This is a genomic window from Mycobacterium gordonae (assembly GCF_002101675.1).
Classification (GTDB): Bacteria; Actinomycetota; Actinomycetes; order Mycobacteriales; family Mycobacteriaceae; genus Mycobacterium; species Mycobacterium gordonae.
This window is the reverse complement of sequence record NZ_LQOY01000033.1, coordinates 79,786-99,760: the sequence shown is the minus strand read 5'-3', so window position 1 is coordinate 99,760 and position 19,975 is coordinate 79,786. Positions and strand designations below refer to the sequence as shown.

The 19,975-nt window shown below is 67.4% G+C and carries 22 protein-coding genes; 10 read left to right on the top strand and 12 right to left on the bottom strand.

Annotation, left to right across the window (positions count from 1 at the left end):
- Positions 1 to 13 precede the first annotated feature (13 nt).
- The 5 genes from AWC08_RS06605 (at position 14) to AWC08_RS06585 (ending at position 4,521) form a co-directional block, all read left to right on the top strand.
- Entirely contained in the window at positions 14 to 796 is a 783-nt protein-coding gene (locus AWC08_RS06605) for an NUDIX hydrolase (RefSeq protein WP_065135057.1), read from the top strand.
- Entirely contained in the window at positions 793 to 1,560 is a 768-nt protein-coding gene (locus tag AWC08_RS06600; RefSeq protein ID WP_142283438.1) for an enoyl-CoA hydratase, read from the top strand. Before AWC08_RS06605 ends, AWC08_RS06600 begins: the two co-directional genes overlap by 4 nt.
- A gap of 10 nt (positions 1,561 to 1,570) precedes the next feature.
- Positions 1,571 to 2,554 (top strand): class I SAM-dependent methyltransferase, encoded by a 984-nt coding sequence (locus tag AWC08_RS06595; protein ID WP_065135033.1) that lies wholly within the window; start codon positions 1,571 to 1,573, stop codon positions 2,552 to 2,554.
- Positions 2,512 to 3,750, top strand: coding sequence for a class I SAM-dependent methyltransferase (locus AWC08_RS06590; RefSeq protein ID WP_167544941.1), 1,239 nt, complete (start codon positions 2,512 to 2,514; stop codon positions 3,748 to 3,750). The genes AWC08_RS06595 and AWC08_RS06590 overlap by 43 nt, the downstream gene beginning before the upstream one ends.
- Before the next feature lie 87 nt (positions 3,751 to 3,837).
- On the top strand, positions 3,838 to 4,521 hold the full coding sequence (locus AWC08_RS06585; RefSeq protein ID WP_065135032.1) for an esterase: 684 nt from the start codon (positions 3,838 to 3,840) through the stop codon (positions 4,519 to 4,521).
- A gap of 26 nt (positions 4,522 to 4,547) precedes the next feature.
- Here the strand turns inward: AWC08_RS06585 and AWC08_RS06580 are convergent, their stop codons facing one another.
- Positions 4,548 to 5,825, bottom strand: a complete 1,278-nt coding sequence (locus AWC08_RS06580; protein WP_069434880.1) for an outer membrane protein assembly factor BamB family protein — start codon at positions 5,823 to 5,825, stop codon at positions 4,548 to 4,550.
- A 30-nt stretch (positions 5,826 to 5,855) separates the two neighbouring features.
- On the opposite strand from AWC08_RS06580, the gene AWC08_RS06575 reads away from it, so the two are divergent.
- A complete protein-coding gene (locus AWC08_RS06575) occupies positions 5,856 to 6,593 on the top strand; it encodes an acyltransferase (protein ID WP_069434879.1) in 738 nt (245 codons plus the stop codon).
- Positions 6,594 to 6,707: 114 nt separating this feature from the next.
- On the opposite strand, the gene AWC08_RS06570 is transcribed toward AWC08_RS06575, so the two are convergent.
- From AWC08_RS06570 to AWC08_RS06555, 4 genes are all read right to left on the bottom strand, one after another.
- On the bottom strand, positions 6,708 to 7,253 hold the full coding sequence (locus AWC08_RS06570) for an anti-apoptotic protein (RefSeq protein ID WP_065135031.1): 546 nt from the start codon (positions 7,251 to 7,253) through the stop codon (positions 6,708 to 6,710).
- Between the two features lie 109 nt (positions 7,254 to 7,362).
- The gene (locus AWC08_RS06565; protein ID WP_069434876.1) at positions 7,363 to 8,697 is read right to left on the bottom strand and encodes a cryptochrome/photolyase family protein; all 1,335 of its coding nucleotides are present in this window, start codon (positions 8,695 to 8,697) and stop codon (positions 7,363 to 7,365) included.
- A 13-nt stretch (positions 8,698 to 8,710) separates the two neighbouring features.
- On the bottom strand, positions 8,711 to 9,190 hold the full coding sequence (locus AWC08_RS06560) for a TspO/MBR family protein (RefSeq protein WP_065135029.1): 480 nt from the start codon (positions 9,188 to 9,190) through the stop codon (positions 8,711 to 8,713).
- The gene (locus AWC08_RS06555; protein ID WP_069434875.1) at positions 9,183 to 11,258 is read right to left on the bottom strand and encodes an MMPL family transporter; all 2,076 of its coding nucleotides are present in this window, start codon (positions 11,256 to 11,258) and stop codon (positions 9,183 to 9,185) included. Before AWC08_RS06555 ends, AWC08_RS06560 begins: the two co-directional genes overlap by 8 nt.
- 48 nt (positions 11,259 to 11,306) lie before the next feature.
- Between AWC08_RS06555 and AWC08_RS06550 the strand changes: the two genes are divergently transcribed.
- Complete coding sequence (locus AWC08_RS06550) at positions 11,307 to 11,816, top strand: MarR family winged helix-turn-helix transcriptional regulator (protein WP_069434874.1); 510 nt, start codon at positions 11,307 to 11,309, stop codon at positions 11,814 to 11,816.
- Here the strand turns inward: AWC08_RS06550 and AWC08_RS06545 are convergent.
- From AWC08_RS06545 to AWC08_RS06535, 3 genes are all read right to left on the bottom strand, one after another.
- Positions 11,786 to 14,044, bottom strand: coding sequence for an MMPL family transporter (locus AWC08_RS06545; RefSeq protein WP_069434873.1), 2,259 nt, complete (start codon positions 14,042 to 14,044; stop codon positions 11,786 to 11,788). The genes AWC08_RS06550 and AWC08_RS06545 overlap by 31 nt on opposite strands.
- 146 nt (positions 14,045 to 14,190) lie before the next feature.
- Positions 14,191 to 14,589, bottom strand: a complete 399-nt coding sequence (locus AWC08_RS06540; protein WP_065135025.1) for a hypothetical protein — start codon at positions 14,587 to 14,589, stop codon at positions 14,191 to 14,193.
- Positions 14,590 to 14,716: 127 nt separating this feature from the next.
- Complete coding sequence (locus AWC08_RS06535) at positions 14,717 to 15,037, bottom strand: STAS domain-containing protein (protein ID WP_083271333.1); 321 nt, start codon at positions 15,035 to 15,037, stop codon at positions 14,717 to 14,719.
- Positions 15,038 to 15,430: 393 nt separating this feature from the next.
- Here AWC08_RS06535 and AWC08_RS06530 point away from each other — a divergent pair, with 393 nt between their 5' ends.
- Genes AWC08_RS06530 through AWC08_RS06520 form a run of 3 tightly spaced genes read left to right on the top strand, consistent with a single transcriptional unit; the run spans position 15,431 to position 18,406 of the window.
- Positions 15,431 to 16,027, top strand: a complete 597-nt coding sequence (locus AWC08_RS06530; RefSeq protein WP_142283437.1) for an SOUL family heme-binding protein — start codon at positions 15,431 to 15,433, stop codon at positions 16,025 to 16,027.
- Positions 16,028 to 16,076: 49 nt separating this feature from the next.
- Entirely contained in the window at positions 16,077 to 17,102 is a 1,026-nt protein-coding gene (gene fni / locus AWC08_RS06525) for a type 2 isopentenyl-diphosphate Delta-isomerase (protein ID WP_069434878.1), read from the top strand.
- An 8-nt stretch (positions 17,103 to 17,110) separates the two neighbouring features.
- Positions 17,111 to 18,406, top strand: coding sequence for a glycosyltransferase (locus tag AWC08_RS06520; RefSeq protein ID WP_085087518.1), 1,296 nt, complete (start codon positions 17,111 to 17,113; stop codon positions 18,404 to 18,406).
- On the opposite strand, the gene AWC08_RS06515 is transcribed toward AWC08_RS06520, so the two are convergent.
- The 4 genes from AWC08_RS06515 to AWC08_RS06500 form a co-directional block, all read right to left on the bottom strand.
- Positions 18,332 to 18,916, bottom strand: coding sequence for a MarR family winged helix-turn-helix transcriptional regulator (locus tag AWC08_RS06515; RefSeq protein ID WP_065135021.1), 585 nt, complete (start codon positions 18,914 to 18,916; stop codon positions 18,332 to 18,334). The two genes, AWC08_RS06520 and AWC08_RS06515, sit on opposite strands and share 75 nt — an antisense overlap.
- A 73-nt stretch (positions 18,917 to 18,989) precedes the next feature.
- Entirely contained in the window at positions 18,990 to 19,319 is a 330-nt protein-coding gene (locus tag AWC08_RS06510; RefSeq protein WP_069432646.1) for a DUF3140 domain-containing protein, read from the bottom strand.
- A gap of 9 nt (positions 19,320 to 19,328) precedes the next feature.
- Complete coding sequence (locus AWC08_RS06505) at positions 19,329 to 19,544, bottom strand: hypervirulence associated TUDOR domain-containing protein (RefSeq protein WP_065135019.1); 216 nt, start codon at positions 19,542 to 19,544, stop codon at positions 19,329 to 19,331.
- On the bottom strand, positions 19,489 to 19,956 hold the full coding sequence (locus tag AWC08_RS06500) for a DUF2784 domain-containing protein (RefSeq protein WP_083270974.1): 468 nt from the start codon (positions 19,954 to 19,956) through the stop codon (positions 19,489 to 19,491). Before AWC08_RS06500 ends, AWC08_RS06505 begins: the two co-directional genes overlap by 56 nt.
- Positions 19,957 to 19,975 lie beyond the last annotated feature (19 nt).

Genomic DNA, 19,975 nt, shown 5'->3' with positions numbered 1-19,975 from the left:
GGCCGCCACCGTGATGCTGATCCGCGACGCACCGGGGGGCCTGAACATCTTCCTGATGCGCCGCCACTCCGCGATGGAATTCGCCCCCGGGGTCATCGTCTTTCCCGGCGGCGGGGTCGACGACCGTGACCGCAACGCCGATATCGCGTGGGCGGGTCCGCAGCCGGACTGGTGGGCGCAGCGGTTCGGCGTCGAAACCGACCTGGCCATCGCGCTGGTCTGCGCCGCGGTCCGGGAAACGTTCGAGGAATCCGGAGTGCTGTTCGCGGGCCCGGCCGACGAGGCCGGGGCGGCACCGAATCGTATTGTCAGCGACGCGTCGGTGTACCGCGAGTCGCGCCATGCGCTGGCCGACCGAACCCTGTCCTTCGCCGACTTCCTGCGTCGCGAGAACTTGGTGCTGCGCTCGGACCTGCTGCGGCCGTGGGCCAACTGGGTCACCCCGGAGGCCGAGCGCACGCGTCGCTACGACACCTATTTCTTTGTCGCCGCCCTGCCCGAGGGGCAGCGCGCGGACGGCGAGAACACCGAATCCGACCTGTCCGGCTGGGCCTTGCCGCAGGACGCGATCGCCGACTTCGAGGCCGGTCGCAACGTCCTGCTACCGCCCACCTGGACACAGCTGGACTCGCTGGCCGGTCGCAGCGTCGCCGAGGTGCTCGCGGTGGAACGTCAGATCGTGCCGATCCAGCCGCTGCTGGAGAAGCGCGGCGACAACTGGGTCTTCGAGTTCTTCGATTCCGACCGCTACCACCGGGCTCGCGAAGCCGGTGGATCGATGGAGTGGCCGCTTTGAGTGAGTTCGTGAGCGTCGTGGTCAGCGACGGCTCCCAGGACCCCGGCATGGCGATGCTGCTGCTGTCGCGGCCACCCACCAACGCGATGACCCGCCAGGTCTACCGCGAGCTCATTGCCGCCGCCGACGAGCTCGGCCGCCGCGACGACGTCGCCGCGGTGATCCTGTTCGGCGGCCACGAAATCTTCTCCGCCGGCGACGACATGCCCGAACTGCGCACTCTCAGCCCGGCCGAAGCCGGCGCCGCGGCCCGCGTCCGGCGCGAAGCCATCGACGCGGTGGCCGCCATCCCGAAGCCCACCGTGGCCGCCATCACCGGATACGCCCTGGGCGCCGGGCTGACGCTGGCGCTGGCCGCCGACTGGCGGGTCAGCGGCGACAACGTGAAGTTCGGCGCCACCGAGATCCTGGCCGGCCTGGTGCCTGGCGGCGGTGGAATGGCTCGGCTGACCCGGGTGGTCGGACCGAGCAGGGCCAAGGAGCTGGTGTACAGCGGTCGCTTCTTCGACGCCGAGGAAGCGCTGACGCTCGGCCTGATCGACGACATGGTGGCGCCCGACAACGTCTACGACGAGGCGGCGACCTGGGTGAGGCGCTTCCTGGACGGCCCGCGGCCCGCGCTGGCTGCCGCGAAGGCCGGCATCAACGCCGTCTACGGCGGCTCGTCCGAGGCTGAGCGCCACGCCGCCGAAGACGGCCGCTACGTCGACGTGTTCGCGGCTGGTCACGACGCTGACGCGGAAGGCGATCGCCGCGGCGGTTAGGCTGCCCTGCATGACGAGGAGTTCTGAAATCCCCGCCGAGGCGGCCCCTAATCCCCACGCCACCGCAGAGCAGGTAGAAGCGGCGCGGCACGACAGCAAGCTCGCGCAGGTGCTTTACCACGACTGGGAAGCCGAGAGCTACGACGACAAATGGTCGATTTCCTACGACCAGCGTTGCATCGACTACGCCCGCGGCCGCTTCGACGCGATCGTGCCCGACGAGGTGATCAGGGAGCTGCCCTACGACCGCGCGCTGGAACTGGGCTGCGGCACCGGCTTCTTCCTGCTCAACCTGATCCAGGCCGGCGTTGCCCGGCGCGGGTCGGTCACCGACCTGTCGCCCGGCATGGTCAAGGTCGCCACCCGCAACGGGCAGTCGCTGGGCCTGGACATCGACGGCCGGGTCGCCGATGCCGAGGGCATCCCGTACGACGACAACACGTTCGACCTGGTCGTCGGGCATGCCGTGCTGCACCACATTCCCGACGTCGAGCTGTCGCTGCGCGAGGTGCTGCGCGTCCTCAAGCCCGGTGGCCGGTTCGTGTTCGCCGGGGAGCCGACCACCGTCGGCAACGGTTACGCCCGGGCGTTGGCGGACCTGACGTGGAACGTCACCATCCGGGCGGTGAAGCTGCCCGGGCTGGGCAGCTGGCGCCGACCACAGGAGGAGATCGACGAGAACTCGCGGGCCGCGGCGCTGGAGTGGATCGTCGACCTGCACACCTTCGACCCCAAAGACCTCGAGCGGATGGCCACCAACGCCGGCGCGGTCGAGGTCAAGACCGCCAGCGAGGAGTTCACGGCCGCCATGCTCGGGTGGCCAGTGCGCACCTTCGAGTCCACGGTGCCGCCGGGAAAGCTGGGCTGGGGCTGGGCGAAGTTCGCGTTCAACGGTTGGAAGGCGCTGAGCTGGGTGGACGCCAACATCTGGCGGCACGTCGCCCCGAAGGGGTGGTTCTACAACGTGATGGTCACCGGGGTCAAGCCCTCCTGACGGTTTTCACCTGCGACGACGTCAGCTACCTGCGCTCGCAGTCGGGCGACGCGGCCCTGGCGGCCGTCGCCCGATTCGAGTTGAGTGACAGCACCCGGATCGCCGACATCGCCGCGGCCCGCGCCCGGTTTGGTGAGCGGGCTCCGCTGCTGGTGGAGACGACGCTGCTGCGTCGCCGGGCCGCCGCGAAGCTGGGCGAGCTGGGGGACGTGTCGGGCTGGCTGTTCACCGACGAAGCCTTGCAACAGGCCACCGCCGCACCGGTGGCCCTGCACCGCGCGAGCCGGCTGGCCGGGCGGGTCGTGCACGACGCGACCTGCTCGATCGGCACCGAGCTGGCCGCCCTGCGCGGCGTCGCGCAGTGGACGATCGGCAGCGACATCGACCCCGTCCGGCTCGCGATGGCGCGCCACAATGTGGGTGCCGCGCAGGTTCTGTGCCGAGCCGATGCCCTGCATCCGGTGACCCGCGACGCGGTCGTCGTCCTCGACCCGGCCCGGCGCAGCAGCGGCCCGGCCCGGGTAGTCCGCCGCTTGCGCCCGGCGGATTACCAGCCCGCGCTAGGCCCGCTGCTGGACGCCTACCGCGGCCGGGACGTGGCCGTAAAGTGCGCTCCGGGAATCGATTTCGACGAGGTCGAGCGCCTCGGATTCGACGGGGAGATCGAGGTGACGTCCTATCGCGGCTCGGTGCGGGAGGCGTGCCTGTGGTCGGGCGGGCTGGCCCGGCTGGGGGTTCGCCGACGGGCGAGCGTGCTGGATCGCGACGAAGAAGTCACCTCCGCCGATTCCGATGACTGCCCGGTGCGGCCGGCGGGACGATGGATCGTCGACCCCGACGGCGCGGTCGTCCGGGCCGGGCTGGTGCGTCATTACGGCGCCCGGCACGGGTTGTGGCAACTCGACCCCGACATCGCCTACCTTTCCGGTGACCGGCTGCCGCCCGGAGTGCGGGGCTTCGAAGTCATCGAGCAGCTTGCCTTCGACGAACGGCGGTTGCGTCAGGCCCTGTCGGCAATGGACTGCGGAGCCGTGGAAATCCTGGTGCGCGGGGTGCGGGTGGACCCGGACGCTCTCCGGCGACGGTTGCGATTGCGTGGTGGCGCCGCGCTGTCAGTGGTGATCGCCCGCATCGGACGCAGCGGCGCCAAGGGCTCCAGTCACCCCGTGGCTTATGTTTGCCGACCGTCACGGTAACGGCAGGTACGCTGACGGCGATTACCTCATAGGGCGTACTCACGCCACTTTGGTGTGCAAGGACTCGGTGCAAGGACAGAGACGACGATGCGTTACCTGATAGCGGCCGCAGCGCTGGCCGCCGCCGCCGTGATGGGTTGGCCGGCCAGTGCCGCGCCGCCCTCCTGTGCCGCGCTGGGCGGCTCCGTCGAGGCTGCGCAGATCTGCCACATCCATCAGTCCGGCGCCACCTACACCCTGGACATGACGTTCCCGGTGGATTACCCCGACCAGCAGGCGCTGACCGACTACATCACCCAGAACCGCGACGGCTTCGTCAACGTCGCGCAGGGCTCGGGCAGCCGGCGCGACCAGCCCTACCAGATGGACGCGACCAACGAACAACACAGCTCCGGAACGCCGCCCCGCACCCGCAGTGTGGTGCTCAAGTTCTTCCAGGATCTCGGCGGGGCCCGTCCCTCGAACTGGTTCAAGGCGTTCAACTACAACCTCGGGACCAAGCAGCCCATTACCTTCGACACCCTGTTCGCGCCCAACACCAACGCGCTGGACACGATCTTCCCGGTCGTGCAGCGCGAACTCGAACACCAGACCGGTCTAGGTGTGGCGATCTCGCCTGGCGCGGGTCACGACCCGACGAATTATCAGAACTTCGCCATCACCGACGATGCGGTGATCTTCTACTTCGCCCAGGGCGAGCTGCTGCCGTCCTTCGCCGGTGCCACCCAGGTCCAGGTGCCGCGCAGCTCGATCCCGCCACTGGCCGTATAGCCGCCGCCCTCGGCACGGGGTCAACGCTAGGCCGGGTCGAAGCTGTAGATCTGCCCGTCGCTGGTGGCGGCCACCACGCGCCGGTCCTTGCCCAGCGAAACTCCCAGCGGGGATCCGGTGGCCCCCGGCAGAGGGTAGCTGTTGACGGTATGGCCGTTGGCCGGGTCGAACACCAGCAGGTTCATCCCGGCCGTCACCGTGTAGCCGAGGCCGCCACCGGCCACCGACGAGGTCGACAACACGGTGACGTCATCGCGTCGCCAGGCCGAGTCGGCGTGATCGCCTTTGTCGTGGAAGGCGCCCAGCCGGGCATCGGGCCCCCCGCCGGACACGATCAGCCCCTGGGGCGTGACCGTGGGCGGCGTCTGCGCCGTAAAGCCAAGCGGCACAGACCATTTAACTTTCCCGTCGGCGGCGTGCAGGGCCCACAGGCGCTGGTCGCGGCCGTTGACGTAGATGGTGGCGCCGTCGGCGGACAACACCGGACTGCCGAGCGCGCCGGCGCCGACGGCGTCGCTGGTCCATTCCCGGGACAGCTGACCCCCGCGGTACTTGAGCCCGACGAGCCCCGCTGCCGGCGCCCCGGGCTGCCACACATTGACCACCACCATGCCGCTCGCCGGTGAGAACGCGGGTGCTGCGGCCACCGGGCAGCCCGCGCGCGCCGGTGCGCAGTCGGCCAGCCCACGCGTCGCATCGGCCGGGTCGACGCCCTCCACCAGATCCAGGGCAGTGCCGACCACGGCACCGCGGTGGGTGTCGAACACCAGCAGCTGTCCCAGGTGCGTGCTCACCAGGAGGCGGCCGTCGCCCAGGAAACGCGGCGTGGTCGGCATGCCGATCACCGGCTCACGCCAGCGAGTCCACTGGGTCGGAGGGAACGAGATGATGGCGCCGGGCTGTCCGACGTAGAGGTTGTCGAAGCCGTCGAACAGCGGGCCGCCGAAGCCGCCACCCTGCGCCAGCCGGGTACACCAGCGCTGCCGGCCGTTCCCGATTTCCCATTCCATGAATGAGCAGCCGCCAGGGGTTTGCGCGTTGAGCGCCAGGAACCCACGTGCGCCGAGCGCAGGACCGGCCGCCAGGCTTCCCTTGGCCGAACGTGTCCACCGCAGGACGAGTTTGCCGGCTCCCGCTGCCGGGCTGTAGCTGCTGTTGGCGGAATCGCCGTACTGCGCCGGCCAGCCCTGCGCGGGCGCCGCGTCCACCCAGGAGTCCGTGTTGCCACAACCGCCGAGCGCGAGAACGATCACGGCCACCAGAACAGGCGTCAGGAGACGTCGCGCGAGCACACGTGAGGGTATCGCGCGGCGCCTTGGGTAGGCTTGCGGGCCATGACGAGCATGTGGGGTGCTCCGCTCCATCGCAGGTGGCGTGGCGGGAGGCTCAGAGACCCGAGGCAAGCGAGATTCCTGACGCTGGCTTCGCTGAAGTGGGTGCTGCGCAACAAGGCCTACACACCGTGGTACCTGGTGCGATATTGGCGGTTGCTGAAGTTCAAGCTGCAGAATCCGCACATCATCACGCGCGGGATGGTGTTTTTGGGCAAGGGTGTCGAGATCCATTGCACACCGGAGTTGGCGCAGCTGGAGATCGGCCGCTGGGTGCACATCGGGGACAAGAACACCATCCGGGCCCACGAGGGTTCGCTGCGGTTCGGCGACAAGGTGGTGCTGGGCCGCGACAACGTCATCAACTGCTACCTCGACATCGAACTCGGCGACTCCGCGTTGATGGCCGACTGGTGCTACCTCTGCGATTTCGACCACCGGATGGACGACATCACCCTGCCGATCAAGGACCAGGGCATCATCAAGTCCCCGGTGCGGATCGGCCCCGATACCTGGATCGGGGTGAAGGTCTCGGTGCTGCGTGGAACCGCGGTCGGCCGCGGTTGCGTGCTGGGCTCGCATGCGGTGGTTCGGGGGGTGATCCCGGAATATTCGATCGCGGTCGGCGCCCCGGCGAAGGTGGTCAAGAACCGCAAGCTGTCCTGGGAGACCTCGGCCGCACAGCGTGCCGAGTTGGCTGCCGCGCTCGCCGACATCGAACGCAAGAAGGCCGCCCAGTAGGGAGGCCCAGTAGGGCAGGCCGGCGGACGGCGCGACACTGACAACACGCACACGACACGCCGCCGATTGTGTACGCGGCGTCAGTCTCGACGCCTGCGCCACAGGCCGCCGCCGCTACTCGGGGTGGTCGTCGACCTTGAAGTCGAAGTTCACGTCGCCGCCGACCACGTTGGTGACGGTGACGTTGATGCCGTACTTGGAGCTGCCGTCGGTCAGTTGGCAGCGCAGTGTGGCGCCCTCGACGCCCTTCAAGTTGTCGGGGCAGGTGACCGCGTCGGGCCGCTGACCAACCTGCTGGTAGAGCTTGTCGCTGATGATGTGGGCGACTTGGTCTTTGTCGACCGTCTCCACCATGTCGAACTTGACGTCCTTGCCTTCGACGCTGGTGACGGTGACATTGACGTTGTAGGTCTCGTCCTTCACCTTCATCTCGCAGTTGGTCTGCGCGCCCACCTTTGCCGGCAGGTCGTCCGGGCAACTGACCGAACTCGGCTTGTTGCCGTTGGCGTCGGTCATCTTGGTGATGATCTGGCCGGCGACGTCTTTCTTGCTCACCGTCTTGGGCCCCGATGATCCGACCGAACAGGAGCAGGCCCCGGCGGTGGCCATCAGGCCGACGGCGGCACCCGAGACCAGCAGCGTTCGAACGAACCGAGCCATAGCGCCTCCCTGGCGTGTGCAGAACCCTGAGTGGAGTCGGGGAGATAATTGCACGCCGGGGAGAATCTGCAAAGCAATCCGGCAAAATCGTCGGGGCTCGCGCTGCGCGTCAGCCGATGTCGCGGTAGCGGCGCAAGGCTTCCGCCCGCTCGGCGGCGTGGTCGACGATGGGCGCGGGATAATCTCGCGGACGCTGCCCCTTGGCAAGATGGACGTCATCGACGCCGGCCAGTTCGGGAACCCAGCGGCGGATGTAATCTCCTGCGGGATCGAACTTTTCGCCCTGCTTGGTCGGGTTGAATACCCGGAAATACGGCGCCGCGTCGGTGCCGCAGCCGGCACTCCACTGCCACCCGTGCTGATTGTTGGCCATGTCGCCGTCCACCAGTTGCTCCAGGAACCAGCGGGCACCCCATTGCCAGGGCAGGTGCAGGTCCTTCACCAGGAATGAGGCGACGATCATGCGCACCCGGTTGTGCATGAAACCGGTCTCTCGCAGTTGGCGCATGCCGGCGTCCACGAACGGGTAACCGGTCTGGCCAGCCTTCCATGCCTCGAACCGGCTTTCCGCCTGCGCGTCGGTGTCGGTGTCGATCGCATCGAAATCGCGGTTCCAGTTCCACCAGACACTGTGCGGCCAGTGATGCAGGACCGCGGCATAGAAATCGCGAAATGCCAACTCCCGCAGGTACGCTGAGTCACCCTGGCGGCGCCGGTGGAGGTCCGCGACCATGGTTCGGGGGTGGATGGTGCCGAACTTGAGGTGCGCCGACATCCGGCTGGTGCCGGGCAGGTCCGGCCGGTTGCGGTCGTCGGCGTAGTGCTTCACGCCGCCCTCGAGGAAGCTCGACCACTGCGAAAGTGCCGCTGCCTCACCGGCAGCCAGATCCAGCGTGACTCCGGGGTCGGGGATCTCGGCCGGTGCCGCGGCCGGCAGTGCCGACGGGTTGACCCACCGGGCGGAATCGGCGCCGGTCTGAGCCGGAGACCGCCATCCGGTTTCGCGCCATCTGCCGAAGAACGGGGTGAACACCTTGTACGGGGTGCCGTCGTCTTTTATGACCCGACCCGGCGACACCAGATACGGCGAGCCCGTGGCCACCAGCGGCACCGGCTCCAATGCGTCGCGCACCCGTTCGTCACGGCGTCGCCCGAACGGCGTGAAGTCCTCGGAGATGTGCACCGCCGAGGCGTCAATCGCCTTGGCGAGGGCGGGGATCCGCTCTTCGGGCCGTCCACGCGTCACCAGCAGCCGCCCGCCCAGGTCCTCGTTCAGCGCTCGCAGCGAGTCACCCAGGAACTGCAGGCGCCGCGGACCGGAGGACGCCTCCAGCCGCGGATCGAGAACGAAACAGGCCAGCACTTCATCGCTTTCCGATGCGGCCGCCAGCGCCGGGTGATCACGCAACCGCAGGTCGCGCCGAAACCATAACAATGCCCCCACTTTCGCGCCCCCTTCAGCGGTTGAGCCGCCACAAACTAGTGGCCAGCACCGTGGCGAACCCGCACCACAGCGGGTAGGGCAGCAGCGCCCACCCCTTGCGCGGGTCGGCGTCGACCGCCCTGCGTACCAGATCGGCACTGCTGGCCGTCAGAGCCGCGGCACCCAGCACCGAACCCCCGAGCTTGTGGTAGCGGAAGAACAGCCAGCTCCAGCCCGCATTGATGGCCAGGTTCACCCCGAGCGCTGCGATGTAGCCGCTTGCTTGCGCGTCACGCCCGTCCTCGCGGAAACGGTCGATGGTGTTGGCCGAAGTGACCGCGATATCGGCGTACAGGCTGGTCCAGGCGATCGGGAAGGCGGCCTTGGGTGGCTGGAAGCTCGGCTTGCGCAGCCGGTCGTACCAGCCGGGCGTACGGTTGGGGCTGGCCACGCTGCCCGTCGCCGCCGCCGCGGTGACGGCCAGCGCGGTGCCGGCCAGAGTTGACTTATTCATGATGTCTCCCTTCGGTTTTGGCGTGGGTGAGGTCAGCGGGCCACCAGATGCGGTCGCCGATGAGCGCGAACAGGGCGGGGATCACCAGCGTCCGGACGACGAAGGTGTCAAGCAGGATGCCCAGGCCCACGATGATCCCCAGTTGGGTCATGACGATCAGCGGCAGGACGCCGAGCACGCAAAAGACCGCGGCCAGAACGATTCCGGCGCTGGTGATGACGCCGCCGGTGGCCGATACCGCGCGCACCATGCCGTCGCGCGCGCCGTGCTGTACTGCCTCCTCGCGCGCGCGGGTGACCAGAAAGATGGTGTAGTCCACCCCGAGTGCGGCCAGGAAGAGGAACGCATAGAGCGGGGCGATGTTGTCCAGTGCGGGGAACCCGAACACGTGCATGCTCGCCCAGCCGCCGAGTCCGAGGGCGGCCAGTGCGCCCAGAATCGTTGCCGCCAAAAGCGTCGGCGGCGCCAGTGCCGAGCGCAGCAACAGGTACAGCACCACCAGGATCACCAGCAGGATTGCCGGAATCAACAGCATCCGGTCGTGTACCGCGGCGTCGCGCACATCCAATCCCTGGGCGTCCGGGCCGCCGACCAGCGCGTCGGGGGACACCGCCTTGGCCGAATGTCGCAGTGCGGCAATGGTGGTGAACGCCTGCGGAGACGACGGCGCGGCGTCGGTCACTACCGACCACCTGGTCAGCCCGCTCGCCGAGGTGCCCGACGGATTGACCGACACCACTCCGGGGGTGGCGGTGATCGCCTGCTGCACCTGCGCGGCCCTGCCGGTCGGGGCTATCACCTCGGTGGGGTTGGCCAGACCGGCCGGGAAATGCTGGGCCACGATATCGAAGCCGGTCACCGAATCCGCTTTGACGCGAAACTGTTCGGTCTGCGTCAGGCCGATGCGGGTGCTCAGCAGGCCGGTGGCAAGGATTGCCAACACGACGATGGTGACGGAGGCGAACAGCACCGGACGGCGAGACACGGACGCGGCGACGCGGTGCCAGATGCCGGTATCGGTTGGCTCGTGTTCAGTGTCACCGGACTGCGGGACGAACGGCCAGAACAGCCGCCGCCCGCACACCGCCAGCAGCGGCGGCAGCAGCACCAGCACCGAGACCGCGGCAACCAGCAGTCCGCAGGCCGCCAGTCCTCCCAGGCTTCGGGTGCTGGGGGTGGACGCGAAGAGCAGGGTGAGTAGCGCCAGCACCACGGTGGCGTTGCTGGCCACGATGGCCGGACCGGCCATCCGGACCGCTTGCCGTAGCGCGTCATGGTGATCGCGGTGACGCCGAAGTTCTTGCCGGTAGCGCGAAATCAGCAACAGCGCGTAATTGGTGCCGGCACCGAACACCAACACGCTGGTGATGCCGGAGGTGGAACCGTCGAAGTTCAAACCGGTCAGCGACGCCACCGCGACGCCGACGGCGCTGGCCAACCGGTCGGCGAAGCCGATGACCACCAGGGGCACCAACCACAGCACGGGCGAGCGGTAGGTGACGATCAGCAGCAGCGCTACCACCGATGCGGTCACCGCGAGCAGCGTGATGTTGGCGTTGCTGAAGGCGTTGGCGATGTCCGCGCCGAATGCCGGCCCGCCGGTGACGTGGGCTGTCAGCCCCGCGGGCAGGTCCTTGTTCGCGGCGGTGCGCAGCGCCGCCACGGCATCGCTGAGGGGCAGTCCCGACAAGTCGGCGCTGATCGGCACCACCCCGATCGCCGCCTGCCCATCGGCCGACACCAGCACCGGCGCCCGAGGCGCACCGGCATTCGTCTGCATCCGGTCGAGGGCGCCTTCGCAAGCCTGTTTCAGAGCATCGCCGCCGGCTGCACCGTTGACAACGACGATCAGTGGTACCCGGTCACCCCCGGGGAACTGAGTGGCCAGCTTCTGCACCTTCGCCGAATCAGAATCGGTAGGCACCGACAGCGGCGCCTGCCCCGCTGCGGCATTCCCGCCGACCAACACCATGAAACCGGCGGCCACCACCAAGACACCCAACGCGAGCAGCCAGGACCGTCGTCGCGTCACTACTGAGGCGAATCCCTCCCACACAGCACCAAGCATTTCAGTAACTGAAATATTAATCAACTGAAATTAGGTCCGAAAACCGATATGCTGCTTCTCGGTATGCAACCCGACGAGCAGGCCTGCCAGCGGGCCGCACTGGAAACGCAGATCACGGCTGATCTGCGGGAGTTGTCGTCTGAATCCGACCAGATCGGCCGGATCTTCGCTGTCTCCCACGACGTTCGGCCGACCGACTTCCGCGCGTTGCTGCACATCATGGTCGCCGAGACGGCCGGTCAGCCGATGACGTCCGGGGATCTCAGCCAGCGCATGGGTCTGTCGGGCGCCGCGATCACCTACCTGGTCGACCGGCTGATCGACTCGGGCCACATCCGCCGGGATGCCCATCCGGCTGATCGTCGAAAGGTGATTCTGCGCCACGCCGAGCCGGGAATGAACACCGCGCGGTTGTTCTTCACTCCGCTCGGGCAGCACACTCATGAAGCGATGGCCGACCTGCCCGACGCGGATCTGGCTGCCGCCCATCGTGTTTTCGAGGCGCTGTTGACGGCGATGCGGCAATTTCAGGCCGAACTGGGCCCCAGCGACTCCTGATACGCCGGGGGTAGTCCCAGCCGGGGTGCGGCGGAAAACCTTCGCCGGTGCCACTTTTCGACCGGTTTCGGTGCCCACCAGTTGAGTCGGCCGAGCACGTGCATGAACGCGGGGACCAGCAGCATGCGGATCACGGTGGCGTCCACCAGGATCGCTATGGTGAGCCCCACGGCGAACATCCGCATGAACGAGACGCCGGCTGACATGAGAGCGGCGAACGATATCGACATCAACAGAGCCGCCGCGGTCACCACGCGACCGGTGCGCGCGATCCCCCGGGCGACGCTTTCGTCGTTGTCGGCATGCGTCTGGGGTGAAGCGAGCCAGTATTCACGGATGCGGGACAGCAGGAACACTTCGTAATCCATCGACAACCCGAATGCGATACAGAACATCAGCACCGGGACGTTAACCGCCAGCGTGCCGGTCGGAGTGGTGCCGGCCGCCCCCAGGTGGCCCTGTTGGAAGATCCACACCAACGCACCGAAAGTCGCCGTCAACGACAACATGTTGAGCAGCACGGCCTTGATCGGCAGCACCACACTGCCCGACAGCAGGAACAGCAGCACCAGCATGACGATCGCGATGAACCCGAACACCACGGGCAATCGCGACGTGATGCCGCGTACGCAGTCGCGATTCGTCTGTGCCAGACCGGTGATCAGGGCTTGCTTGCCCGCCGGCACCGTGACCTCGCGTACGCGGTCCAGCTGGGTTTCGGACGCTTGGCTGTACAACGGCGCCGTGCTTTCCAGCGTGAGAAACGCCGCGCCGTCGGCCATTCCGGTCGGCGACGACGGCGGTCCCTTGGGCAAACCGGCGACGAAGGTGCCGGTCGGAGCGGACACCGCCGACACCGCTGGCACCCGGGACAGCTCCGCGGCGTACCTTTCGAGATCCGAACGGCTCAGCCCGGCGGTTTCGGGAATGACGATCTTGATCCGGGTCGCCGAGTTCGAGGGAAACTCGGCGCGGATCCGGTCGTTGGCCAATCGGGCCGACGATGTGGCGGGCAGCACGCGGTCATCCGCGTAACCCCACTTCACGCCGAGGAAGGGTGCGCCCAGCGCCAGCAATAGCGCTATCAGCAGCAGCCCGAGCGGGATAGCCTGCCGCATAACAAATTTGGCCATGCGATACCAGAAAGTGCGCTCGATCGGTGGCGCGGGTTGGGCCGGACGGCGCAGTATCCGCCGTGCCAGTCGCCGCACATCAAAGGAGTCGATCCGGTTGCCCAGCAGCACCAGCACCGCCGGTGTGATCGACACCGCCGCTGCGGCGGCGAAGCCCACTACCGCGATGCCGGCATATGCGAAGGACTTGAGGAAGTACATCGGGAAGAAGACCATCCCGAGCAGCGACAGGGCCACTGTCATCGCCGAGAAAAGGACAGTTCGCCCCGCGGTGGCCATGGTATGCACCACGGCGTCAGCGGGTGGCGCTCCGTCGGCCAACTCGTCGCGGTAGCGGCTGATGATGAGCAACGTGTAGTCGATGGCCAGCGCGAATCCCAGTGCAACCGAGACGTTCAGCGCGAAGATCGACACATCCGTCAGCTGAGCGATCGTCCGTAGGGCAGCCAGCGAACCCAGGATCGCGAACCCGCCTACCGCCACCGGCAGCGCGGCTGCCAGGACGCCGCCGAACACCCAGACAAGGGCGATGAAGCTCAACGGAATTGCGATGACTTCCATTCTGAGCAGGTCGTTTTCGGTCTGTTGGTTGATCTGCGCATAGACCATCGCGGACCCGCCGGCTTGCACCCGAACGCCGTCTCGGTCGCCGGCGAAGCGGTCCGCCAACGCCTGGGCGTGTTTGGCGGCGGTGTTCTCGTCACCTTTGAGCGCGGCGATGATCATGGCTTTTGTGCCGTCGCCGCTGAGCGTGCCCGGGGTGGGTTGCGGCTGCCACGGGGAGGCGACCTGGAACACGAACGGTGACTCGGCAAGTTGCCGGGCGATGTCGGTGCCGATCTGGCGCGCCCTGCCTACATTCACGCCGCTTTCTGAGTCGAGGAGTAGCACCAGTTCCATGTCACCCTGGTGGAACGTGTTGGTGAGCACTGTCGAGGCGCGCGCGGATTCGGAATCGGGATCCAGGAAGCCGCCTCCGGAGAGACTGCCGGCAGCGGGAATACCGAAAACGGCAGCCGCGATTGTCACCAGGAGAGCGCCGGCAAGCACCCGCCGTGGCGCGGCGACGGAGAATCGCGCAAGTCCCGCAAGCATGTTCCGTCCTCGTGGTGACGCTTCTCCGGCCCGCCGGGGCAACGGTTAAGATTATTAAACATTAATCTAATGAAGCGGTTGTTTCTAGCTGTAACGAGGCGGCTGTGCGGCTGGTTCAACCGAATTTTTGCAACGGCGCGTGTCGATCAGTTGCCGAACTTCAGCGCCCTGACCAGTCCCTCCGGATCGGCGACGGTCACCGTCAAGGCCGAGTGGTCACGAAAGCCGATGACCCGGTGGATGCGCGGCTCGAAGTGGATGCAGACGCCGGCGCGGGCGTTGGTTCCAAACGTCAGCCCGTCGTCGGCCATCGACAGGCGCGGCCCGACGGCTGTCCACCAGCGGTAGGGTCCGGTGACATGGGCGTCGACGACGTCCGACAACGGCGCTTCGGCGCGCAACGGCCCGTACCGGGCCACGAAGCGGCCGTCGTCAGTGAGCGTCACACCCTGCTCGCCGGGCCAGCGGAACGGCAGCCACAGCGGCGCCAGGCGCCGGTCGTAGGCGTACGGGAAGTGGCGGCCCGGCCCGGCCGATGGTGTCATCGCTGACCCCGGCGCTACCGGACCAGTCCCGGGGCCTGACGCCGGGTGGCCAGGGCATCCTCGATCAGCTGCAACGCTTCGGCGACGTTTCTGACCAGGGGCAGACCGTGGTCTTTCACGACCCGAATCAGCGGGTGCAGCGCAGCACCGCTGACGATCCTGCAGTACAGGCGGCGGCCTGATGCTGATGGTTGAGGGCGAGCAGCTGCTGGAAGCCTTCGATACCCAGGAAGTCGAGATGGGTGAGATCGATGATCAAGGGCGTGCGTGCCCTGGTGAACCGGCGAATCTCCGCGGCGATCTGTCCGGCGTTCGACGCGTCGATACCGCCGTCCATGCGAACCACAGTGGCCAGACTGCGGGCGTATACGAACATCTGTGCCCCATCGCAATTGACGACGTAGCGGTAGCGGGGGCGGCGTTGGTCTGGTGAATCTACAGCGTGCATCGGTATGGCCTGTCAACGGTGGGAAACGAACTGTAGCTGCGGACTCAACTACAACCAGACTAGTCGGAATCTGGCGGTCCGCTACCGGGCCGTGACCAGCCGAACACCCGCCTGCACGACGCATTGCCAGGTGGCGCGGGTGATCCGGCGACACCGTCTGCCCTACCGGCCGGTGCCATGTCTTCGCATTGTGGCTACTGACCCGGCGCACTCGCAGAGCTTAACTGAATTAAACATTCAGTAACTTAACAAACTGCCTTGTTTTGCGTATGCTGAAGCTGCCGCGGTCCTGGCAGGGTGGCCGCTCCAGCATCGGCGACCCCGGCCTGACTAAAGGGTTGGTTGTGGGCGCAGGAAAATCGAGACACGATGAGATCAACGAGGAGAGGCGACGTGTTCAAGTCGATTGGCGCAGTGGTGGGGCAGTTCGCTGAGGCCGCCGGGATGGTCGTGGGCTACCGCCACAGCATCGAGGAGCCTGCCCACACCACGGAAAAGCTGACGCGCGACGTGGAAATCCGCCACTACGGCGACCGGATCGCTGCGCAGACCACGGTGGTCGCCGATGAGGAATCGGCACGAAACGTGGGGTTCCGCCGGCTCGCGCGCTATATCTTTGGGGCCAACAATGACCGCGAGAAAGTCGCGATGACGGCGCCGGTGGCACAGGAGTCGCGCAGTAAGGGAGAGTGGGTGATTCAGTTCTTCATGCCGTCTCACAAGACGATGGACACCCTGCCCTCGCCCGACGACGGCGACGTCGAGCTGGTGACAGTGCCGCCCGCAACCGTTGCGGTCCACAAGTTCAACGGCATCCCCAGCCGGCGTGCGGTCGCCTCCCACACAGAGCAGTTGATGAGCACGTTGGGGGAGTTGGGATTTGAGCCGACGGACTCCCCGGCGGCCTGGTTCTACGACCCGCCCTGGACGGTTCCGTCGCTGCGGCGCAACGAAATCGCCGTTCCGGTTAAGCCCAGGAGCGGGGTCTGAGTGTGCTGACCGGCAGGGCCGAAGTCTCGTGACGGCGCAGCGCCGCGACATGGCGTCCCGCAAGCTCCGGCATATCGACGTGTGCCGGGACGGTGACGTGACCTATCACGGGGTCACCACGGGTTTGGAACGCTATCGGTTGCCCTACAACGGGTTGACGCAGACCAACTTGGCCGACGTCGACCTCTCGGTGGAGTTCCTCGGGGCGGGGTTGCGCGCGCCGGTCCTGGTGGGCGCCATGACCGGGGGCGCCGAGCTGGCGGGCACGATCAACCGGAATCTGGCCACCGCCGCCCAACGATTGGGCATCGGGATGATGCTCGGCTCCCAGCGGGTCATGTTGGACAGTGCCCTGGGCGAGCGGGCCGCGCCCAGCTTCGCCGTGCGGGACGTTGCCCCTGACGTGCTGTTGGTGGGCAATATCGGGCTGTCCCAGTTCGTCAAGGACGCGATACCGGAAATCGCCGCTGCGCTCGACCGGGTTGGCGCGAATGCGCTTGCGGTGCACACCAATCCGCTACAAGAAGCGATGCAGCACAATGGCGACACCGACTTCGCCGGATCGTTGGACCGGCTGCACGACCTGACCGGGATGCTGGATTACCCTGTGCTGCTGAAGGAAGTGGGCCACGGCATCGGGGCATCCGCGGTCGCGGACCTGTTGCGGTTGACCGGAGAGCCGCCCGTGGCGGCCATCGACGTCGCAGGGGCCGGTGGCACATCGTGGTCGCGTGTCGAGCAGCTGGTGCGCTACGGCGAGCTGCGCTACCCGGATCTGGCCGACTGGGGGATACCCACCGCGCAGGCTCTGCTCGAGGTGCGTGCCGCGTTGCCGCGCATCCCGCTGGTCGCCTCCGGCGGGATCCGGACCGGTATGGACGCGGCCAAGGCGATCGCCCTGGGCGCCGACGTCGTGGCGGTTGCCCGGCCGCTGCTGGCCCCCGCGATCGAGTCCGCCGACGCGGCGACGGCGTGGCTGCAAGGGTTCGTCGACGAGCTGCGCATCTGCCTGCACGGGTGCGGCGCCGCCGATCTTCCGGCGCTGCGCAAGCTCGGCGCGCTGCCTGCCGGCTAGGCGGACCCGTGGCGGTGATTCTGGCTTACGGCTCGCCCGCACTGGGTCATCTCTACCCGATGGCGGCCCTGCTGACGGAGTTGACCGCGCGTGGGCACCAGGTTCACCTGCGCACCATGGCCAGCGAAGTCGCCACCATGCGGGCGGTGGGTGTGCAGACCGACCAGGTAGACCCGCGGATCGAGGCGATCGTGGGCGACGACTGGTTGGCGCACAACGCTTTAGGTGTGCTCAAGCGGTCCATCGACGTGCTCTGCCGGCGGGCCGTCTTCGAAGTGGAAGATTTTCGGCGCGCGGTCACCCAGACCGCGCCGGAGGCGGTCATCGTCGACGCCAACTGTTGGGGGGCGATGTCGGCGGCTGACGTCGGTGGGTTGCCGTGGACGGTGTTCTCACCGTTCACGCCGTACCTGCGTTCGCGGTCGGCGCCGCCGTTCGGTCCCGGACTGCGGCCGCTGCCGGGCCTGGCTGGGCGCGTCCGCGACGCCTCGATGCGGCCGTTCGTCAGATACCTGTTCGACCGGCCGATGTTGCCGCGGATCAACGCGCTTCGCGCCGGCCTGGGCGCTCCGCTGATCGGTTCGGTGGACGAGTTGATGCGTCGGGCGCCACTGCTGCTGGCGGTGGGAGGCGAGCCGTTCGAGTATCCGCACCCCGATTGGGCCGAGAAGGTGCATTTCATCGGTGCATGTGCCTTCCAGCAGGCGCCCGAGCCGGTTCCGCAGTGGCTGGAGTCGATCGAGAAGCCCATCGTGCTGGTGAGTACCTCTTCGATCGCCCAGGGCGACGCCAGGTTGGGTCACATTGCGCTGCAGGCGCTGGCGAACGAACCGGTTCACGTGGTGGCGACCTTTCCGGCCGGGGTGCCCGTCGGGCTGCCGCGGACGCCGAATGCGACGGTCTGCCAGTTCCTGCCGCATGATCCGGTGCTCGACCGGGCGGTGTGTGTCGTCACGCACGGCGGAATGGGAACCACGGTGAAGGCGCTGAACCGGGGCGTGCCGGTCTGCGTGGTGCCGTTCGCACGTGACCAGGGTGAGGTCGCGCGCCGTGTCGAGGTGGCCCACTGCGGCACCCGGCTACCACCCAAGCGGCTGACACCGGCACGGCTGCGGGCCGCGGTGCTCAAAGCGGCAACCATGACGGAGGGAGCGCGCCGGGTCGCCGCCGGATTCGCTGCCACCGGGGGTGTGGCACGAGGAGCGGATCTGATCGAGCGGCGGTTGCTGTCAGCGCCGGGGCGCGTCGGACCGGGCCCCCTGCCGCCGGCGCGCGGTCGAAGCGCCTCGGCCGATTTCCGCTGACTCCTCGGGTTGCTGCGGGGCCGCCAATTCGTCCTCGAACGTGGACATCGCGTCGATCATCGCCATGAACACCCGGTGGGCGGCCACCAGGTCCTTGTCCGGCATGTGAGCTAGGGCCTCCCGGATATGCGCTCCGAGCGGGCTGAAGAACGTGTGCGCCAACGTCATACCGCGGGTCTCGTAGCGCAGCAGCCACTTGCGGCGATCTTCCGGGTCGGGTTCGCGCCGGATATGGCCGGCCTCGATCATCCGGTCGACCAGATAGGTGATGGCCGGCGGTGACACGTCCATTCGTTGCCGCAACTGGGCCAGGGTCAACGGAGCGCCCGCGGTCTCGGCCACCATGATGTGCAACAAGGCGTGGAAGTCGCTGTTGCTGACGTCGTTGATGCGCGCGTAATGGCGGCCGACGCGATCTGAACGGGCGGTGATTGCGCGAATGTCAGCCGAGAGCTGCCGCTCTAACTCCGCCCGCTTCGGCGGCGGCTCGCTCGCGCCGCGCTTGGTCACTTATCCGCACCCTTCGTCAACCATTCAGAGTACGGTGTGCCCGCTCATAAGTGCGGCAGCCGGTCACGCGGCTTCATTGCTTGGTCGGGTCGTGGCCCCAGTTCATCAGTGAATAACGCCATGCCGTGTCGCCGACATCGCCGCTGGGACGCTGCGCGAGGTGGCGCTTGGCGTATCCGTTGACCTTGCGCATGTGGGCGTAGTCATCGTCGTCGAGATCGGCCCGCTTGGACCGTAAGATCGCCACGATCCGCCGCCCGCTGGCGTGACCGGTGGACTCGTTGCCTCCGCTTTTCTGCCCCACGCTGTGCGATTGGTCGGTCTCGAGCCACTTTTCGAGCTCACTCGCCGTCATATTGACGGTCTCGTGGAATTCCCGCCACGTGGTGTCGTCGGTGGACATCGCGATCGCTCAGTCCTGCCGGCGCAGCGCGCTCGGCTTGTGCACCGCGTCTTTTCCGGTCTTGTCGCTGCGTACCTGGTACTGCGGATCGTCCTTCGAGGCCCGCACGGTGCGTCCGGCCGCCTCGGTATCCGAGGTGATCTTCCGCTCGACCTTGCCGTTGACGGTGTTACCGTGGCTCTTCCACTCGACCTTGTCGCCCTTGCGCAGATTGTCGTCGCTCACTTGAATTCGCTTCCGTCCGCATCGATTCCCCCCGATGACCCCTCCGGGCGGGTACCCGCCGGTGCTGGATCAGTAACGCGATCCAGGAGAGCGCGGCCGCGGTGAATGCCAGCGCCTGAGCGGCCCCGGTGCGGTCGACCGGCAGTACACCGCCTTCGACGTAACGCCCGATGAACCCGTTCTCCGGCAAGGCGCCCATGCCGGCCCGGGCGCGGGCCCAATCTTCCAGCGACGTCAGCGGGCACCGAAGATGCAGAGTCACCACCGCGGCTCCCCAGCAGACGGTCGGCAGGTGCAGCCAGAAAGTCCGCCGCCACCGCAATGCCAGAAACCCGCCGCTCGGCAGGTATGCGAGATAGGCGAAATGTGCGGCTGCGGTGGCCACGACAACGGCGAAATATCTTCTCTTCATCGCTGATTCAGCCTAGAAC

Coding starts and splice junctions, on each gene's coding strand:
- AWC08_RS06585 (WP_065135032.1), top strand. CDS start 3,838: ATGCGTTACCTGATAGCGGCCGCAGCGCTGGCCGCCGCCGCCGTGATG.
- AWC08_RS06510 (WP_069432646.1), bottom strand. CDS start 19,319: ATGTCCACCGACGACACCACGTGGCGGGAATTCCACGAGACCGTCAAT.
- AWC08_RS06595 (WP_065135033.1), top strand. CDS start 1,571: ATGACGAGGAGTTCTGAAATCCCCGCCGAGGCGGCCCCTAATCCCCAC.
- AWC08_RS06535 (WP_083271333.1), bottom strand. CDS start 15,037: ATGCACGCTGTAGATTCACCAGACCAACGCCGCCCCCGCTACCGCTAC.
- AWC08_RS06545 (WP_069434873.1), bottom strand. CDS start 14,044: ATGCTTGCGGGACTTGCGCGATTCTCCGTCGCCGCGCCACGGCGGGTG.
- AWC08_RS06540 (WP_065135025.1), bottom strand. CDS start 14,589: ATGACACCATCGGCCGGGCCGGGCCGCCACTTCCCGTACGCCTACGAC.
- AWC08_RS06575 (WP_069434879.1), top strand. CDS start 5,856: ATGACGAGCATGTGGGGTGCTCCGCTCCATCGCAGGTGGCGTGGCGGG.
- AWC08_RS06605 (WP_065135057.1), top strand. CDS start 14: ATGCTGATCCGCGACGCACCGGGGGGCCTGAACATCTTCCTGATGCGC.
- AWC08_RS06560 (WP_065135029.1), bottom strand. CDS start 9,190: ATGAATAAGTCAACTCTGGCCGGCACCGCGCTGGCCGTCACCGCGGCG.
- AWC08_RS06550 (WP_069434874.1), top strand. CDS start 11,307: ATGCTGCTTCTCGGTATGCAACCCGACGAGCAGGCCTGCCAGCGGGCC.
- fni (WP_069434878.1), top strand. CDS start 16,077: ATGGCGTCCCGCAAGCTCCGGCATATCGACGTGTGCCGGGACGGTGAC.
- AWC08_RS06500 (WP_083270974.1), bottom strand. CDS start 19,956: ATGAAGAGAAGATATTTCGCCGTTGTCGTGGCCACCGCAGCCGCACAT.
- AWC08_RS06570 (WP_065135031.1), bottom strand. CDS start 7,253: ATGGCTCGGTTCGTTCGAACGCTGCTGGTCTCGGGTGCCGCCGTCGGC.
- AWC08_RS06555 (WP_069434875.1), bottom strand. CDS start 11,258: ATGCTTGGTGCTGTGTGGGAGGGATTCGCCTCAGTAGTGACGCGACGA.